The organism is Sulfuricurvum sp. (assembly GCF_036279695.1).
In the GTDB taxonomy this organism is placed as follows: Bacteria; Campylobacterota; Campylobacteria; order Campylobacterales; family Sulfurimonadaceae; genus Sulfuricurvum.
This window is the reverse complement of record NZ_DASUIQ010000031.1, coordinates 1-17,490: the sequence shown is the minus strand read 5'-3', so window position 1 is coordinate 17,490 and position 17,490 is coordinate 1. Positions and strand designations below refer to the sequence as shown.

14 protein-coding genes are annotated in these 17,490 nt (G+C 47.6%); 8 read left to right on the top strand and 6 right to left on the bottom strand.

Features of this window, described 5'->3' with window-relative positions:
• Window positions 1-723 (bottom strand): AAA family ATPase (locus tag VFW36_RS03430; RefSeq protein WP_329657411.1); only part of this gene is annotated, 723 nt, incomplete at its 3' end.
• Between the two features lie 99 nt (window positions 724-822).
• Between VFW36_RS03430 and VFW36_RS03425 the strand changes: the two genes are divergently transcribed.
• From VFW36_RS03425 to amrS, 4 genes are all read left to right on the top strand, one after another.
• Window positions 823-2,076, top strand: coding sequence for a DEAD/DEAH box helicase (locus tag VFW36_RS03425; protein WP_329657410.1), 1,254 nt, complete (start codon window positions 823-825; stop codon window positions 2,074-2,076).
• Window positions 2,073-4,193, top strand: a complete 2,121-nt coding sequence (locus VFW36_RS03420; RefSeq protein WP_329657409.1) for a Tex family protein — start codon at window positions 2,073-2,075, stop codon at window positions 4,191-4,193. Before VFW36_RS03425 ends, VFW36_RS03420 begins: the two co-directional genes overlap by 4 nt.
• A 110-nt stretch (window positions 4,194-4,303) precedes the next feature.
• Complete coding sequence (locus tag VFW36_RS03415; RefSeq protein ID WP_329657408.1) at window positions 4,304-4,732, top strand: Hsp20/alpha crystallin family protein; 429 nt, start codon at window positions 4,304-4,306, stop codon at window positions 4,730-4,732.
• 2 nt (window positions 4,733-4,734) lie between these two features.
• Complete coding sequence (amrS, locus tag VFW36_RS03410; RefSeq protein ID WP_329657407.1) at window positions 4,735-5,760, top strand: AmmeMemoRadiSam system radical SAM enzyme; 1,026 nt, start codon at window positions 4,735-4,737, stop codon at window positions 5,758-5,760.
• On the opposite strand, the gene VFW36_RS03405 is transcribed toward amrS, so the two are convergent.
• Window positions 5,738-8,239, bottom strand: a complete 2,502-nt coding sequence (locus VFW36_RS03405; RefSeq protein WP_329657406.1) for a cation-translocating P-type ATPase — start codon at window positions 8,237-8,239, stop codon at window positions 5,738-5,740. The two genes, amrS and VFW36_RS03405, sit on opposite strands and share 23 nt — an antisense overlap.
• Before the next feature lie 143 nt (window positions 8,240-8,382).
• Here VFW36_RS03405 and VFW36_RS03400 point away from each other — a divergent pair, with 143 nt between their 5' ends.
• On the top strand, window positions 8,383-10,995 hold the full coding sequence (locus VFW36_RS03400) for a cation-transporting P-type ATPase (protein ID WP_329657405.1): 2,613 nt from the start codon (window positions 8,383-8,385) through the stop codon (window positions 10,993-10,995).
• Here the strand turns inward: VFW36_RS03400 and VFW36_RS03395 are convergent.
• Together VFW36_RS03395 and VFW36_RS03390 are read right to left on the bottom strand one after the other, a co-directional pair.
• Complete coding sequence (locus tag VFW36_RS03395) at window positions 10,985-11,323, bottom strand: TraR/DksA family transcriptional regulator (protein WP_329657404.1); 339 nt, start codon at window positions 11,321-11,323, stop codon at window positions 10,985-10,987. The genes VFW36_RS03400 and VFW36_RS03395 overlap by 11 nt on opposite strands.
• Window positions 11,324-11,390: 67 nt before the next feature.
• Window positions 11,391-11,813 carry a host attachment protein gene (locus VFW36_RS03390; RefSeq protein ID WP_329657403.1) on the bottom strand — a complete coding sequence of 141 codons (423 nt, stop codon included), beginning with the start codon at window positions 11,811-11,813 and terminating at the stop codon, window positions 11,391-11,393.
• Between the two features lie 141 nt (window positions 11,814-11,954).
• Here VFW36_RS03390 and VFW36_RS03385 point away from each other — a divergent pair, with 141 nt between their 5' ends.
• The 3 genes from VFW36_RS03385 to nifE all read left to right on the top strand — a co-directional run bounded on the left by VFW36_RS03385 (window position 11,955) and on the right by nifE (window position 15,711).
• Window positions 11,955-12,557, top strand: a complete 603-nt coding sequence (locus VFW36_RS03385) for a class I SAM-dependent methyltransferase (RefSeq protein ID WP_329657402.1) — start codon at window positions 11,955-11,957, stop codon at window positions 12,555-12,557.
• Between the two features lie 189 nt (window positions 12,558-12,746).
• Window positions 12,747-14,285: a diguanylate cyclase gene (locus tag VFW36_RS03380; RefSeq protein ID WP_329657401.1), complete on the top strand. Its 1,539-nt coding sequence runs from the start codon at window positions 12,747-12,749 to the stop codon at window positions 14,283-14,285.
• Window positions 14,286-14,343: 58 nt separating this feature from the next.
• On the top strand, window positions 14,344-15,711 hold the full coding sequence (nifE, locus tag VFW36_RS03375; protein ID WP_329657400.1) for a nitrogenase iron-molybdenum cofactor biosynthesis protein NifE: 1,368 nt from the start codon (window positions 14,344-14,346) through the stop codon (window positions 15,709-15,711).
• Here nifE and trpB read toward each other — a convergent pair.
• Window positions 15,708-16,925 carry a tryptophan synthase subunit beta gene (gene trpB, locus VFW36_RS03370; RefSeq protein WP_329657399.1) on the bottom strand — a complete coding sequence of 406 codons (1,218 nt, stop codon included), beginning with the start codon at window positions 16,923-16,925 and terminating at the stop codon, window positions 15,708-15,710. The genes nifE and trpB overlap by 4 nt on opposite strands.
• A 70-nt stretch (window positions 16,926-16,995) precedes the next feature.
• Window positions 16,996-17,460 (bottom strand): DUF2147 domain-containing protein, encoded by a 465-nt coding sequence (locus VFW36_RS03365; protein ID WP_329657398.1) that lies wholly within the window; start codon window positions 17,458-17,460, stop codon window positions 16,996-16,998.
• Window positions 17,461-17,490 lie beyond the last annotated feature (30 nt).

Genomic DNA, 17,490 nt, shown 5'->3' with positions numbered 1-17,490 from the left:
GTTCATGGCGGCGATTTTCGGACGGCGGATGATCCGATCCAAATCGGCTCCTCCCCCCACAATCACGTGAGCCCCTAATGCTTCTTTGACTTCCGCTACGCTGATACGGTCGAGTTCATCGATCTCCCGCATAAAAAAAGTCGGAACACACTGCTCGCATCCGCTTGTGTGAAAGGATCGATAATTGAGCTCATCCAAACGATTGAGGAAAAGGGCGATATGCTCGACGTGTTCATTTTTGAGCGATCCCTTCTCCAACTCGATCTCATGGATAAGTTGATCGTGGGTTTTGTTTTTACCGTTGATAACGCTGATGTAGGGGGCTTTGAGGTTTTTGGCGATGATATGGTTCAGATTGTACGAGAGCGTTTTTGAAAAAGAGGCTTGTGGAAGTCCTTGGATCAGGACAAAATCGTATTCGCTCTCCAACGCCTGATACTGCTCGATCAGACGTTCGATAAGAAGAGACTCTTTGCCCTCGGAGAGGAGCGTTTCGGCTTCATCCAGTCCAAAACCGTAACAGCTGTGCGGACTTTGGGTCAGATTGAAATGTTCCAGCATAAACTGGATGTCGCGATCACTGATGGATGCATTCGGGATGATCGGACGGAAAAATGCGAGTTTGTTGACACGGCTTTTGAGGAGCTCCATAATCCCCATCGAGATGATGAGCGATCCAGAACTCGGTTCCAATGAGGCGATATAGAGATTTTTGACACCCACGGCAATTCTCCTCAATCATGATGGCTATATTATAATACATTTAACCCAATTGACTACAAAGAGCAACTATACTTCTTTTACTATAAACGAGGACTCTCCATGCCATTTTCACCCTTTAACCTATCATCGCCCATCCTTAGAGCTGTGAGCGAGAGCGGCTACATACAGCCGACACCGATCCAAGAAAAGGTGATTCCGCTGGTGTTGGAACGCCGTGATATTTTGGCTCAAGCACAAACGGGGAGCGGGAAAAGTGCGAGTTTCGTCTTACCGATTTTAGAGCTTTGGTCGTCAACGCGTGGTGAGGGAAAAGGGAAGATCAAAGCCCTCATCCTCACCCCAACACGCGAACTCACCCTCCAAGTGGCTCAGACGTTTGAGAGTATGGGGAGAAATCTGCCTAAAACGCCGAAAGTAGTAAGTCTCATCGGGGGTGAGGGGATTAGCGATCAGCTCTACGCTATCCAGCAGGGGTGCGATATTCTCGTCGCAACGTCGGGGCGCTTTCTCGATGTGCTGAGAAAAAAGCAGATGAACCTCTCGCACTTGGAATTTTTTGTCCTTGATGAAGCGGACAAGATGCTCGATCTCGGATTTGCCGAAGAGTTGGAGCTTATCTTAGAATCGATCCCCGAGGAACGTCAAAATCTCCTCTTCTCCGCAACCTATCCGCCGAAGATGGAGATGATCGCCTCTCGCATCACTCAAAACCCGATTCAAATCACGATTGAATCAGAGATGCCGACTGTACAGAGTATCCTACAGCGGGTTATCGAGGTGAATCCTGAAAATCGCGGACCGCTATTGCGCCATCTTCTCAGCACTGAGAAATGGGAACAGGTGTTGGTCTTTATGGCGAACAAAAGAGCCTCCGACAACATTGCCGCAAAATTTCGCAAATACGGTTTTTCGGCGGATTCGTTTAACGGCGATCTCCTCCAAGAAGATCGTACGTATGTGTTGGAGCAGTTCAAAGCGAAAAAAATCCGTATCCTCTTTGCCACCGACATCGCCGCGCGCGGGCTGGACATTGACGACATCACCTGCGTGATCAATTTCGATCTTCCCCGCTCCCCTGCCGATTATATCCACCGTATCGGACGGACGGGGCGTGCGGGTAAATCGGGTCTCGCGATTTCGTTTATCGGTTTTGAGGAGAGGGATCATTTTAGATTGATCGAAAAACGCTCCTCTATCAAACTGCCGCGTGAGCAGATCGAAGGGTTTGAACTCGTAGGAACACCGCCGCCGAAAGTCAAAGGACCCGAACCGGTAAAAGGGAAAGGGAAAAGTAAAAAAGACAAAGCCCGTGAACTCGCCGCCAAAAATGCTAACAACTCAGGAAACCGATGAACAGCCTAAATGAGCTTATTTCTCAAAAGACGGGACTCACCCTCAAAACCGTTACCAATATCCTAAAACTCCTCGAAGAGGGGTCAACCATCCCTTTTATCGCCCGCTACCGTAAAGAGATGACGGGGGGTGCTACCGATGAGCAACTAAGAGAGTTTGAGAGCATCTACGGCTATTCGAAAAAACTGTTGGAGCGTAAAGAGGAGGTTTCCCGTCTCATTTCGGAGCGCTCGGAGTTGAGCAGTGATCTGCGTACGCGGTTGAACAACGCCCAGAGCCTCCAAGAGGTCGAAGACATCTATCGCCCTTTCAAAGAGAAGAAAAATACCCGTGCCAGTGTCGCTATCGCCGCAGGACTCGAACCGTTGGCGGATCTGTTGGAGCGTGCGCAGTTGGAGTTGGGAGAATTTTCCAAGCGTGCTGATAGTTTTGTCAAAGGCTCTATCACTTCGCGTGAGGAGGCGATCAAGGGGACGCAGGACATACTCGCAGAACGTTACAGCGATGATCCGCGTGAACGCGATTACTGGCGGCGTCAGATACTCGATTATTCCTCGTTTGAGATCAAAGCGACCAAAGGGATGAGTGAGGAGGGGTTATTCGCCAAGCTTGCAGGAAAGAGCGAGAAGATAGCCTCTATCCCCTCACACCGCTATCTCGCGATTATGCGCGGGGTGAGCGAAAAAGAGCTGAACGTCAAGATCACCCTCGATATGGATCGGGTGGAGAATACGATTAAGAACTACCGCATTCCACGCCATGCCAAAAGCTCTCAGACTCTACTGTTGGCGAGTTATCTCGACGGGTTTAAACGCCTCCTTTTCCCCTCATTAGAGCGGGAAGTGCACGCGATGATTAAAGAGAAATCGGATATTCAGGCGATCAATACCTTCGGCAAAAACCTTTCACAGCTTTTGGGTTCCCCTCCCGTCACGAAACGTGCGATTTTGGGAGCCGATCCCGCGTATCGGACGGGGTGTAAACTCGCCGTCGTCGATGAGAACGGTATGTATTTGGATCACGCCGTCATCTATCCGACACCGCCCCAAAGCGACTATGAGAAGAGTGCAAAGGTCGTGAAACAACTCGCTCAACGCTACGGATTCAATGCTGTCGCTATCGGGAACGGAACGGCTTCACGGGAGACGCAGGAGTTTTTTGCGAGGCTGAACCGTGATGAGGGATTGAAACTCGCCTATACCGTCGTCTCCGAAGCGGGGGCATCGGTTTACTCCGCCTCCAAAATTGCCCAAGAGGAGTATCCGCAGCTCGATGTGACGATACGGGGGGCAATCTCGATTGCTCAGCGTCTTCGTGATCCGATGGCGGCACTGGTGAAGATCGATCCCAAATCGCTTGGGGTTGGGCAGTATCAGCACGACGTCGATCAAAAGTTGTTAGAGAAGAAGCTGGGCGATGTCACCGAAGATTTGGTTAACCGCATCGGGGTCGATCCCAACAGTGCTTCTGTTTCACTCCTCTCCTATGTCGCAGGGGTGGGGGCAAAAGTCGCCAAATCGATAGTGGAGTACCGCGAGAAAAGCGGAGCGTTTAAAAGCAAACAAGAACTCCTCAAAGTCAAAGGGCTCGGAGCCAAAGCATACGAGCAGTGTGCAGGGTTTTTTCGGATACGGGAGGGGAAAAGTCTATTGGACAACACGGGGGTTCACCCTGAGAGCTATGAGGCGGCGAATACCCTTTTGAAACGCTACGATCTCTCATCGATCACCAAAGATCAGATTCCCCATATTGCGCAGGAGTTGGGAGTAGGGGAAGCGACGCTCGGCGACATCATCACAGAATTGCGTAAACCGGGCTTTGACCCCCGAGAGAGTTTACCGCCCATCATGTTTCGCTCCGATCTCACCGACATCAAAGAGTTACGTGAAGGGTCTATCGTCTCAGGGGTTGTTCGAAACATCGCCGATTTCGGGGCATTTGTGGACATCGGACTCAAAAATGACGGTTTGATCCATATTTCGCAGATGTCGGAGAAGAGGATTTCCCACCCGCTCGAAGTGCTCAGTGTCAATCAACAGCTCAGCCGTATCCGAGTCGTCGAGGTGGATGTTGCCAAAGGAAAAGTTGGGCTTAGTTTGAAAGAAATTATAATTTAATTTGTTTTTTTGTAATAAATTTAATGTCAATAGTATTAAAATCGTCACACGCAGAGATTTCCTGAAACAGTGCAGTTCCTTCTCTGCAATTTCTCTATAAAGGATTTACCATGTTGTTAACACGATTTGATCCGTTTAAAGAGTTGCGTTCATTAGAAAAACGCATTGGTGAAGCTTTCTCATCTGATTTATCAAAAGATGTGTTTTCGAGCTTCACCCCCGCCGTCAACACCAGAGAAGGGGAGTTTGCCTATCACATCGATGTCGATCTTCCGGGTGTTAAAAAAGATGACATTAGTGTGAAGGTCGAAAACGGCATTCTTACTCTCAAAGGGGAGAGAAAAGAGAAAAAAGAGGTCAAAAAAGAGGACTACTATCAGTGTGAAAGCAGTTTCGGCAGTTTTACACGCAGCTTTACTTTGCCCTCAAATGTGGATGCTGAAAATATCCATGCCGAAAACAAAGATGGTGTCTTAGAGGTTACCCTACCGAAAAAAGAGACCAAAGGCGAGTCGGTAAAACAGATCAAAGTGAAATAGAAGTGTCCTCCCTAGCATGGCTTTCTCACAAACTCGAAGATGGTCGGATCGCGTGCGAAGCGTGTTCTCAGCACTGCAAGCTTTCCGAAGGTGAATACGGCATCTGCGGTATCCGCAAAGTCGAAAACGGTGAGCTTTATCTCCTAACTTACGGCTTGGCCGCTGCGCTCAATATTGACCCTATTGAGAAAAAACCTATGTTTCATTTCCTCAGCGGATCGAGCGTCTTTTCGTTCGGTACCGTGGGGTGCAATTTTTCCTGCACGTTTTGTCAAAATGCCGATATTTCGCAATACCCAAAAGAACATCATCATGAAATCTTCGGACGCCCCCTCTCACCGAAAGATGCCGTAGCCTTGGCACTTGAACACGGATGCCAAAGCATTGCCTACACTTACAACGAGCCGGTCGTTTTTTTCGAGTATACCTATGACACGGCTCGTCTTGCTCATGAAGCGGGACTCAAAAACATCTACGTCACCAGCGGCTATGAGACCCACAAGGCGATTGATACGATAGCACCCTATCTGGACGGAATGAATATTGATATTAAGTCATATAGTCAGTCGTTTTACAAAAACATTTGCGGAGCATCGCTTAAGCCCGTGTTAGATACGATCGAATACGCCCACAAAAAAGGGATATGGATCGAGACGACGACCCTCCTGATCCCCGGGCTCAATGATTCGGAGGAGGAGATACGCACCATTGCAGAGTTTCAAGCTTCGCTTGATCCCTCGATGCCGTGGCATATCAGTGCGTTTCATCCGATGTACAAGATGACGAATTTCCCCCGAACCCCTGCTTCAACGCTTAGACGTGCCTATGAGATCGGAAAAGAAGCTGGGCTGAAATACGTCTATGTCGGAAATATCGATGATGAGTCACGTGAATCGACCTATTGCCCTCAGTGTCATAAACTAGTCATTGAGCGCCACGGTCATATCGGACAATACGTCACCAACCGCCTCGTAAATTTGAACAAGTGTCCCTATTGCTCTACCTCTATCGAAGGGGTTTGGAACTAGCATACGATCCGATTAGCAGCCATATTCCGCTGAGGAGGAAAAGAGTTCCAGCCCCTAGTAGATGGGTGAGTGAGAGTTGTGCAAATCCTAACATATCTCGCAATGCGGGGATCAATAACACCATTGCTAGTAGAGTTATCACCCCCGCGAACATATAAATGAGCATCGGATTTCGTTTCGTCCCAAAGCGGATGGTATCGGCAAAATCGCTGTTGGCAAGAACCAGAAGAAATAAATCAAACACTAAAGCAATGAAGAGAGTGCTTTGAACGGCATGGATACTCCATCCCTTTTGCATCAATACGAAATACCCGACCAGTAAGATAAGGGCAATTCCGGCACCTTGAATCATGGCGAAACCGATGTTATTGAGGCTAAACGGGGTTGCACTCAGCGGACGGGGCGGACGGTTCATACTATTTTTGGAAGCTCTCTCCGCTTCAAAAACAATAGCACATGCCGGATCGATCAAGATTTCGAGTAACACGATATGAAGCGGCATCAATACTATCGGCCAGTGGAGTAACGCGGGAATGAGAGTCAGGGCAATGATGGGGATATGAACGGCAAAGGTGAATCGAGTCGCTTTGATTATGTTATCATAGATCGCTCTACCTTGCTCTATCGCGGCGACAATGCTCGCAAAACTGTCATCCAGCAGAACAATATCCGCAGATTCACGTGCTACGTCGCTTCCTCTCTCCCCCATAGCGATCCCGACATCGGCGGCTTTGAGTGCAGGTGCATCGTTGACACCGTCACCGCTCATCCCTACGACATTACCGCTTTGTTGGAGCAAACGGACAAGGCGCAGTTTTTGATCACTCTGCATTCGAGCGCAGATGTCACTCTCTTGGAGACGCAGGAGCAGTGCTTGGTCATCCAATCGTGAAATTTCATCTCCGGTGATGACATTGGGTTGTTCGGTAAGGGCGACCGCTTTGGCAATAGAGCGTGCGGTTGAGGGATGATCCCCCGTGAGCATAAGAACCCGTATACCGGCATTTCGGCATTGAGCTATCGCATTTGGGACTTCGGGGCGGGGAGGGTCCATAAATCCGATAAGTCCCAAAAAAGTAAAATCAAAATCATGTTGGCTTTGCGGCCATATCGGCTCCTCTTCGTTGAGCGGTAACTCACCACTGGCAACCCCCAAAACCCGTAAACCGCGTGATGCCATCGACTCGACTTGCGATTGTACTTCTGCGCGTCTCATTTCACTGAGATGGCACAGATCGGCAACTGCTTCGGGAGAGCCTTTCGTAGCAAGGAGGTGGTGTGAGGGGTTAATATCAGAGTAAATTCGGGTCATCGCCATAATATCGGCGGAGAGGTCGTATTGAAACTGTGGGGTACACTCATCATGCAGATGATCGGTCCCCTCCAAGTGCGTGTGTCCAAACGATTGGATCGCTTTTTCCATAGGATCAAAGGGATCGGCGGGGGTAGCGAGCATAGCAAATTCGACTAACGGATAGTACGTTTCGCTCAATGTGTTCCCATCCAGAGTACGAAAGCTTTTTCCATCGACGATCAATTCGGCAATCTGCATCCGATTTTGGGTCAAGGTTCCGGTTTTATCCACGGCGAGAATCGTGATCGCCCCCAAAGATTCTACGGCGTTGACATGGCGGGTGAGGACATTGATCTTCGTAATACGCCAAGCCCCAAGCGCTAAAAAGACGGTCAGAATGATCGTTATCTCTTCGGGGAGGAGCGCCATAGAGAGGGCAATTCCGGAGAGGAGGCTTTCTAAAAAAGGGAGATCATTGAGCAACCAATTGATAAGAATCAGACCGCTTGCGACACCTATGGCGATGAGGCTTATAATTCGGATGAGTGAACGGGAAGCTTTCTGTAAACCCGATACACTCTCATCACTCTGGCTGATCGACTCCCCTATTCGTCCGATTGCGGTTGCTATCCCTACCGCTTGAACCCGTGCGATGGCAAATCCTTTGGTCACAACGGTGCTGGCAAACAATGGCTCATTGAGTGTTTTGTTCACGGGTACCGATTCTCCGCTCAAAAGCGACTCATCAACCGATACTTGTCCCTCAATCAGCAACGCATCGGCGGCGATACGGTCTCCCTCGTGCAGAACAATCAAATCACCTTGAACCACATCCCGACCGGGGATACGAATCTCTACATCGTCTCGAATCACTAACGCTCGCGGTGCAGAGAGATCCCGCAGCGATTCGAGGGCGCGTTGAGTTTTGTGTTCTTGAAACAGTGTCATTCCAATCACCGCAAAAACAAATGAGAGGATGAATAGTGCTTCTGCCGTGTCGCCCAAGACCAAATAGATTGCTCCGGCGACCGTCAACATCAAAAACATCGGCTCTTTGACGACATCTATCAAAATTCGGTAGAACTTTTTAGGTTCTGTTTCGGGTAGGACATTGGAACCGTATTGCAGCCGATTAGCGGCAACTTCATCACTTGTTAGTCCGATCAATCCAGCTTCTTTGTTCATTACTATCCATTCTCACAGCAAAATAGGGTTGATTGAAAAAGAGGTTCATACCTATCTGATAAATGATAGCAGAATAATAAAAATCTTGGATAAAATAAAGGTTGATCATTTTCATTAAAACAAACAAAAATGGATAATTAAAAATGAAAATAACAACCCCCTCAGAACTATTTTCAGCATACGATTCCTCAGAAGAGGGGTTAAGTGATGAAGAGGCGGCAAAAAGAGAACTTCGGCACGGTCGTAATACCCTTCCTACCATCCCAACTGCTCCGTGGTACACAAAATTAGCTGAGCAATTCACCCATTTTTTTGCCCTGTTGTTGTGGGCTGCCGCTGTTATTAGTTTTGTGATCGCCCATATCGACCCCGCTTCCAATATGCTCCCTATCGGGTGGGCAATCGTTATCGTCATTGTCCTAAACGGTGGATTCGGTTTTTATCAGGAGTATCGAACTGAGAAAAGCTTGGAGGCATTGCGAAATATGCTCCCGCTCAAAGTGAGTGTGCGTAGAGCGGGAGCAGAGCGGGTGATTGTTGCCGAAGAGCTGGTAGCGGGTGACATCGTTATCTTGCATGAGGGGGACAAAGTACCCGCCGATATGTATCTGATCCATGCCCTCGATGTATGGGTCAATGAGAGTGCCCTGAGCGGTGAGAGCGAGCTTGTCTCCGCCGATGTGATTGGGAGCGATCATCCCAAAAATATCCTCTATTCCGGGACGTATGTGGTCAAAGGGGAAGCACAAGGTTTAGTTTACGCGACGGGAAAAGAGAGCCGATACGGAACCATTGCCGCATTGACACAGCGTGTGGATGCAGGGGAGAGTCACCTGAACAAAGAGATAGCCCATATCTCAAAAGTGGTCGCATTAACCTCTACGGTGATTGCGGGGAGTCTGATCGCTTTGTCGGGATTGGGTGAGAATGAGATTTGGAAAACCTTTTTGTTTGCCCTCGGTGTTCTGGTCGCGCTGATCCCTGAGGGGCTTTTACCGACGGTGACGCTGGCATTGGCATTCGGCGCTCAGCGGATGGCATCAAAGGGGTTTTTGGTCAACGGACTCTCCGTGATTGAGAATCTTGGGGCGATAACCGTGATCGCTACCGATAAAACAGGAACCATCACCCAAAATAAAATGGAGGTAGCCGCATGGGATGAGGAGACTACCGCTGATCCCTCGTCAGCGCTTCTCGATGGGGCACTGTTGTGCAACTTCTCAGACGGAACGAACGGCGATCCGGTAGAGCAGGCTCTCTATACGTTTGCACAGCGTTACACCGATGTTGTCGATATGCGCACTAAGCGACCAATGGTGAATCAGTATTTGTTTGATTACCACCTCAAGCGGATGTCTACCGTACACACGTCGGAGGATGGGTTTCTGATTCTTTGTAAAGGGGCGCCCGAAGTTATCCTTGGACTATGTAATGAGGTTATCACGGTAGAGGGTAAAAAAGTGATTGATGAGGGTGAACATCAAAAACTGATCGATAAACATGATGCTTTGGCATCAAAAGGGTATCGGGTTATCGGCTTTGCTTCGCGCACTTGCGCAACGGCTCCCTCATCGCGGGAAGAGGCGGAAAAAGGGCTTACCTTTATAGGGTATATCGCGATGGTCGATCCGTTGCGCGATGATATTACCCAATCCGTCGCGTTGTGTCATAAAGCGGGTATTCGGGTTATCATGGTTACGGGAGATCACCCTCTGACCGCAGGTGCTATTGGGATGAGTGCCGGAATTATCAAATCGATCAGTGAGGTGACGAGCGGTGAGCATCTCGATACTCTACCGCGCTCGGCACTCAAACGTCTGTTGCGTCACAACCACGTATTCGCACGGGTTTCACCGGAACAAAAACTTTCACTGGTTACTATCCTCAAAGAGATGGGGGAAACGGTCGCCGTAACGGGGGATGGGGTCAACGATGCCCCCGCGCTTAAAATGGCGGATGTCGGTATCGCTATGGGTTCAGGCACCGATGTTGCCAAACAATCCGCCGATGCCGTGCTGATGGACGATCATTTTGCCACCATCGTAAAAGGGATCGAAGAGGGGAGAAGCGTGTATGAAAACATCCGCCGTTTTATCACCTATATGCTCGCCAGCAACCTCCCCGAGGCGATACCGTATGTCGCCTTTTTCGCGTTCGGGCTCCCTTTGGCACTTCCGGTTCCTCTGGTGTTGGCGATTGATCTGGGGACGGATATTATTCCGGGGATGGCTCTGGGGGCGGAACTGCCTCATAAGGGGTTAATGAATCTACCTCCCCGAAGCCGCAAAGAGCATATTTTGACCAAAGAGGTCTATTTTAGAGCCTTCGGATTTTTGGGACTTCTCAGCGGCGTGATGTCGATGGGGCTGTTTTGGTTTTATCTTAATGCGCACGGATGGAGAGGGGAGACGTTGTCATGGAGCGATCCGCTCTATCTCCAAGCCGCGACGTTGACTTTTGCCGCCATCGTTTTTGCCCAAATCGGTAACGGGCTTTCATGCCGAAGTCAAAGAGAATCGCTCTTTAGCATCGGGTTATGGAGCAACCGTTTTTACTGGATGGGTGTTGCGGCAGAGCTTGGAGTGCTAGCTCTTTTGATTTTCGTGACGCCACTGAGTGCAATATTCGGCACCGAATCTTTCGATCCAAACTATTGGTGGGCGGTTGTCGCAGTCGCCCTCATCGTATTAATCGCCGAAGAGATTCGTAAATGGGTCATTCGTACCGATTTTCATAAAAATTTCCCTATGCGTTGACGATAGTTCGAGCCGTGGGGTTTGCTCTTAACCTTTCTATAGGGATCGGTTTTCCCGATTTTTCACAAATACCGTAGGTACCAAGAGCTATCCGATTCAGCGCGGCATTGATCTCTTCCACTTCGTTTTCAAGTTTTTCGAGTAGCGTATGGTCGGTGTTATTTTCGATTTCAATCTCAGCCATATCTATGATTTCATCAATCTCACCATCCATTCCGATGCTGTTGATTTCCACTTTGATGAGGGCGATATTCCGTTCGATTTTTGTTTTTTCCGCCGTGAGGATTGCTTCGAATTTTTTGAGATCCAGAGTATCTAGTGTACTCATGATATGCCCCTTTTAGAAAATTTGACTAAGTAAGAGGGTATCTACCCTAACTTCATTACCGCCTAACTCAAAAATGTGAGAGCAGATCCTCTATCGGACATTTGACGAGATCAGCATCTATGTTTTTTGCTAACGCTTTTTGCGCTCGATCCGAAAGGAGTGAAGTAAGCTCTTTGTGATGTTTGATCGGGAATGCGAGATAGGCGGATGCAGGTTGTGAGGTCGTTAAAACCTTAGAAATATCGTCTGCAATTTTACGCACTAAATGGTGGGTCGCTTCCTGTTCAGCCCCGTGATCTTCAGTATTACCCTGGACGAATTGACCCTGTGCATCACTGAGCTTATCCTGCACTTTTTGGTGTCCTTCAATATAATTTATATCGGTTTGAAGTTCCAAATGATAGCGATTGGTCGCGGTAATCATTTGTACTTTATAACTTTTCAGTTCACCCATGTCTGCTACTATAATCAACTTACCGTTATGTTCCATTGGCGCTCTCCTAATTGTTTTGATGCGTTTAAAATAATTGGATTTAATGTTACTCCTTTAATCTTAAAGAAAAGATTACAGGATTAATATAGAATTACTTTATAATAGCGCCACGAAATGAAACGAGGAAGAGATACAACCATGAGTGAACGATTTAATCAAGCCGCACAAGAATGGGACAAAGGGGATATGCGTCAAAACATCGCCCATGCGGTATTTCAAACCATTAGCAGTCGAATCGCGTTATTAAACACGATGAGTGTGATGGATTTCGGTGCGGGGACGGGATTGCTCAGTTTTAAAATCGCTCCGATGGTTAAGCGTGTCGTCGGGGTCGATCTCTCTGAGAAGATGCTGGAGCAACTCGCTTCCAAAAACACGCCGCAAGTTCAGGTAAAGCCTTTGTATCATGACATTCTCTCCGAACCTTTGGAAGAGCAGTTTCACGGTATCGTCAGCTCGATGGCGATCCATCATGTTCCTGACACGGCGGAGCTTTTCAAAGCGTTTTATGCCCATCTCAAACGGGACGGATTTATCGCCATCGCCGATCTCGAAGCGGAAGACGGAACCTTCCACTCTCACGGCAACGAGGGAGTGTATCATTTTGGATTTGAACGTGATGCTTTGCGTGAAACGATCGAAAAAGCGGGATTTGCCAATGTCCGCTTCCATCATGCGTACACCGTTGATCGAGAAGATCAAAACTATCCTATTTTTTTGGTAACGGCGCATAAGTATTGATTATTTGAGGGTAATTCACAACAGTGTGGCATTTTTAGTTTATTTATGCTACATTGTAAAAAAAGTAAATGGGGATTTGTGATGCAAATACCTAAAAAATTTCTTTTAAATAAAAAAGCATTTGCTATTTTATTGATACTGTTTGGTTTTTTTGGGCTCATAGTAATGCTCATGCAATACAAAAACCAAATGGCAGACAATAAAGATGCTATCTTGCAAAATGATCACGCCCATATTTTAGGCCTCGTTAACCTCAAAACATGGAATGATTTTTACGGCGGAGTTTATGTTGTAAAACGACCGGATGTCCAAGAATCTTTGGTTGATGATATATCGATTCGTTGTGATTATAATCAAACCCTCATTCGTATCAATCACGCTTGGATGCTTCGTCAACTTTCCGAACGTAATCGCTGTACAAACTACCGTTTCAGAATCAGTTCTCTTCATCCGAAAAATCCGATAAACCGAGCCAATGGATTCGAAACACGTGCGCTGCGTTATATGGAAAACAACCCTGAATCGACTTTTTATTATGAATTTGACGACAAACATAAAAAACTCTATTATTTAGAGCCTCTGACAACCTCCTCAAAATGTTTACAGTGCCATAACGATGAAAAAGTAGGTGGTGTACGAGGGGGAATTTCGATTGTTCACAATGTCGAATTGTTTTATAAAGAGCGCGAAATTCTGTTTCAGCAAACAGCGGTAGTTGCAGTCATTTTTGTCGGAATGCTTTATTTGATCTATAAAATGTACGCTTTGCTCCTTCACCGTAATGGAGAGTTAACACGGATGAATGAAACGTTGGAAGAAAAAGTAGACGAGCGTACGAGGGAACTGGATTCTAAAAACCGATATTTACAAACTATTTTGGATAACAGCCCAAATATTATCATTATCACGGACGGAGAACATTTACTCAAAGCCAACGGCAGTTTTTTCACTATTTTTCATTATGAGACGCTGGAAGCTTTCAGGGCGGAGCACGATTGTATCTGCGATTTTTTTGAAAAAGTGGATGAACTCGAATATCTGCATGATAAAAAAATAGAGGGGTTACTTTGGCCGTATTACCTCATAAGCCATCCTGAAATCCAACATAAAGTACAAATGACGATTGATGAACAGATAGTCTATTTTTCCATTAATGCCCGCTGTCTTGAGGGGACATGCTCTAATGTATTGGTCGAGTTATCGGATATTACCGAGGTAGAACTACAGAAAAAGAGTTTTGAAAAACTGGCAAAAATCGATACTTTGACGGGTTTGATAAACCGATTCCAATTTGATGTACTCTATGCACATGCTATCCAAAATGCCAAACGTTATCATGAACCGCTCGCTTTGATTATGTTTGATATTGATTTTTTCAAAAATATTAATGACCGCTTCGGGCATGACATTGGAGATCACACCTTGCAACACGTCGCTCATACGATTACTCAGCGTCTCCGTTCATCCGATATTTTTGCACGCTGGGGGGGCGAAGAGTTTATGATTTTGCTCCCCAAAAATGACTTTGATGAAGCGATGACACTCGCCGAAGATTTGCGATGTGCCATTGAGAATGCACTTTTTGACACCATAGGAAATATTACGATCAGTTTCGGGGTCGCCGTGATGCAAGAGGGAGATGATGAAGCTTTGTTGCTCAAACGCGCCGATCAAGCGCTTTATATGGCGAAAGAGAAGGGGCGAAATCGCGTGGAGTTTTGTCTCTAAAGGGCGATCTCGCACACTTCTTGCATTAGTATAGGTACTTCAGCTTTAGGAGTCCCCTATGGTTAGCCGCTCTAAGATCAAAGAATTGATGAACGAAAGTGCCTGTTCGCACTCTAAAGATAAAAAACCCGGAGAGGGATGCGATAAGCCAAAACCGGGACTCGCGGCAGGGGGATGTGCCTTTGACGGTGCTCAAATCTCACTTTTCCCTTATGCCGATGCCGTACACCTCGTCCACGGGCCTCAAACGTGTTTGGGTGCCTCGTGGGAGACCCGTGAGACAAAAACGTCGTACACGGGACGTGATCATACGCAGATGGGCTTTACGACGGGGATCAATACCAACGATGTCATCTTCGGCGGCGACAAGCGTCTGAGTGAATCGATCGATTACATTATGGAGCATTATAAACCCGAAGCGATTTTCGTCTATTCGACGTGTGTTACGGCGCTTGTAGGGGATGACATAGATATGACCTGTAAACTTGCGAGCGAGAAACACGGAGTTCCTATCGTTCCCGTACATGCGGCGGGATTTGTGGGGAGCAAAAATCTCGGCTCACGCCTTGCGGGTGAAGCGGTACTGGAGCATCTAATCGGGACGAAAGAACCCGAACTTACTACCCCCTACGACATCAATCTTATCGGCGATTACAACGTAACGGGAGATATGTGGCAGTATCTCCCCATTTTTGAGAAGATCGGAATCCGAATCCTCAGTTCCATGAGCGGAGACGGTCGGGTAGGGGACATTCGATGTGCCCACCGCGCCAAACTCAACGTCATAGTCTGCGCCAAATCGCTCATCACGTTGACGAGAAAGATGCAAGAGAGCTACGGTATCCCGTGGATCTCGGTCTCATTTTACGGCAAACGCGATACTACCTTTGCGATACGGGAGATTGTGAACGCATTGGGCGATCCTGCACTTATCGCACGCGCCGAAGAGGTGATCGCGGAAGAAGAGGCGGCATTGGAAGAAAAAATCGCCCCCTATAAGGCACTTTTTGCAGGCAAAAAAGCGGTACTCAACACGGGGGGAAACAAAGCGTGGTCGATCGCATCGGGGTTGCAGGATTTGGGGATCGAGGTGGTCGCGACGAGTATCGCCAAATCGACGCAGGATGACATCGATAAAGCGCGCGAATATCTCGGAGAAAACGGTGTATTGATGAAAAAGCCCGCCTCAGAGCAGGGGAAAATCATCGATCAGACGGGTGCGCATATCCTCCTCGCGGGAGGTCGAAGCCTCTACACCGCCATCAAGAAAAAAATCTCGTTTATCGATGTCAATCAGGAGAAAAAGACGAGTTACGGCGGATACAACGGATTGCTGAATCTTGCGCAGGATTTAAAATACGCATTCCGCAATCCCGTTTTTGCCAATGTCGGCAAAGCGGCACCGTGGGAGAGTGCCGTCGATTAAAACTTGGCGTGCGGAATCGGATAGTGCTCGATAACGTAATCGATGTCTTTGTCCCCGCGTCCGCTCAGATTGACCAAGATGGTTTGATCGCTAGAGAGCGTTTTAGCCAGTTTCATAGCAAAAGCAACCGCGTGAGCCGATTCAAGAGCCGGAATGATCCCCTCAAGCTGAGAAAGGGCATAGAACGCTTCGACCGCTTCATCATCGTTGCAGAGCCCTACGTTGCTTCTGCCGATCTCTTTGAGATAGGCGTGTTCAGGTCCGACCGATGGATAGTCGATACCTGATCCGATCGAGTGGACAGGGGCAGGGTTTCCTTCGGCATCTTTGAGCATGATAGAGTTAAATCCATGCATAATACCCTCTTCACCGTACGTCAGAGTTGCGGCATGATCTCCGAGTTTTTCCCCTTTTCCGAGAGGTTCGACCCCATAGAGTTTGACACTAGGTTCATCGATAAATGCCGAGAAAAGCCCCATCGCATTTGAACCGCCCCCTACACAGGCAACGACGTTATCGGGGAGTTTTCCTTCGTGTTCCATAAACTGCTCTTTGGATTCAAAGCCGATGACCGATTGAAAATCGCGTACCATCATCGGAAACGGATGGGGACCGACGACCGATCCGATGCAGTAGATCGCAGTTTCCGGATCTTGAACATACGCGTCAAATGCCGAATCAACCGCCTCTTTGAGGGTTTTGAGACCGTGTGTCGCGGGGACGACTTTGGCTCCCAAGATTTTCATCCGTACGACGTTGGGATGCTCTTTGGCAATATCGACTTCCCCCATGTGGATTTCACATTCCAGACCGAAGTATGCCGCTGCGGTAGCAAGTGCAACTCCGTGCTGACCTGCACCGGTTTCGGCGATCACTTTTTTCTTACCCAAATGTTTTGCGAGGATGACTTCCGCCATGCAGTGGTTGAGCTTGTGCGCTCCGGTGTGATTGAGGTCTTCACGTTTGAGATAGATTTTGGCACCGCCGCAATGACGTGTAAGATTTTGTGCAAAAGTGATCGGTGTAGGACGTCCTTGAAAATGTTTTCGGACATATTTGAGTTCATTGATAAATTCAGGAGAATTTTTTAATTCTTGATAGGCTTGTGTGATTTCGGCGAAAGGTTTTTCGAGAACCGGAGGGATAAATGATCCTCCAAATTTTCCAAAATATCCGTTTTCGTCAGGATGGGATTCAAGATAAGAAGCATTCATTGGAATTCCTATTTAGTATGGTTTGGTTGATTATACGAAAAAAATGGTAATTTACTTTTGATGTTTATTATCAATCATCACTTTGGCGTACCCATGTTTGAGAACGTCCCAGCAGTGAGAACCCGATATACCCTCGCACGACGAGTTTTGCACCGTTTTCTTCGAGGCGCATTTTACAGCTGTACTCTTTGCCGTTATCGGGATCGAGAATTTTGCCTCCGTCCCATTCATCGCCGTCTTTTTTCATATTTCGGATGATGCTCATCCCTTTAATTTTCTGATCTTTGCGATCATCGGTACATTTGCTGCAAATACGTTCAGGATGATCGACGGGCATACCGCGCAGTACTTTTCCGCTGAGTGTTCCGTCATTGCTTCGGGTGATCTGAATGAGGGATTTGGGCTGATGGGTCGTATCATCGATAGTGAGCCATACCCCTACGGGGGTCGATTCGGCAAATGCCATTGTGCTTACTAATAGTGTACCAAATAGCAGTGTTTTACAGGTATGTTTGATCATATAATTTTCTTTCATGATTGTATTATTTGCGTAAATACTGAAGAT

Coding starts and splice junctions, on each gene's coding strand:
- VFW36_RS03390 (WP_329657403.1), bottom strand. CDS start 11,813: ATGGAACATAACGGTAAGTTGATTATAGTAGCAGACATGGGTGAACTG.
- trpB (WP_329657399.1), bottom strand. CDS start 16,925: ATGAATGCTTCTTATCTTGAATCCCATCCTGACGAAAACGGATATTTT.
- nifE (WP_329657400.1), top strand. CDS start 14,344: ATGGTTAGCCGCTCTAAGATCAAAGAATTGATGAACGAAAGTGCCTGT.
- VFW36_RS03415 (WP_329657408.1), top strand. CDS start 4,304: ATGTTGTTAACACGATTTGATCCGTTTAAAGAGTTGCGTTCATTAGAA.
- VFW36_RS03425 (WP_329657410.1), top strand. CDS start 823: ATGCCATTTTCACCCTTTAACCTATCATCGCCCATCCTTAGAGCTGTG.
- VFW36_RS03365 (WP_329657398.1), bottom strand. CDS start 17,460: ATGAAAGAAAATTATATGATCAAACATACCTGTAAAACACTGCTATTT.
- VFW36_RS03400 (WP_329657405.1), top strand. CDS start 8,383: ATGAAAATAACAACCCCCTCAGAACTATTTTCAGCATACGATTCCTCA.
- VFW36_RS03405 (WP_329657406.1), bottom strand. CDS start 8,239: ATGAACAAAGAAGCTGGATTGATCGGACTAACAAGTGATGAAGTTGCC.
- VFW36_RS03380 (WP_329657401.1), top strand. CDS start 12,747: ATGGCAGACAATAAAGATGCTATCTTGCAAAATGATCACGCCCATATT.
- VFW36_RS03385 (WP_329657402.1), top strand. CDS start 11,955: ATGAGTGAACGATTTAATCAAGCCGCACAAGAATGGGACAAAGGGGAT.
- VFW36_RS03395 (WP_329657404.1), bottom strand. CDS start 11,323: ATGAGTACACTAGATACTCTGGATCTCAAAAAATTCGAAGCAATCCTC.
- VFW36_RS03420 (WP_329657409.1), top strand. CDS start 2,073: ATGAACAGCCTAAATGAGCTTATTTCTCAAAAGACGGGACTCACCCTC.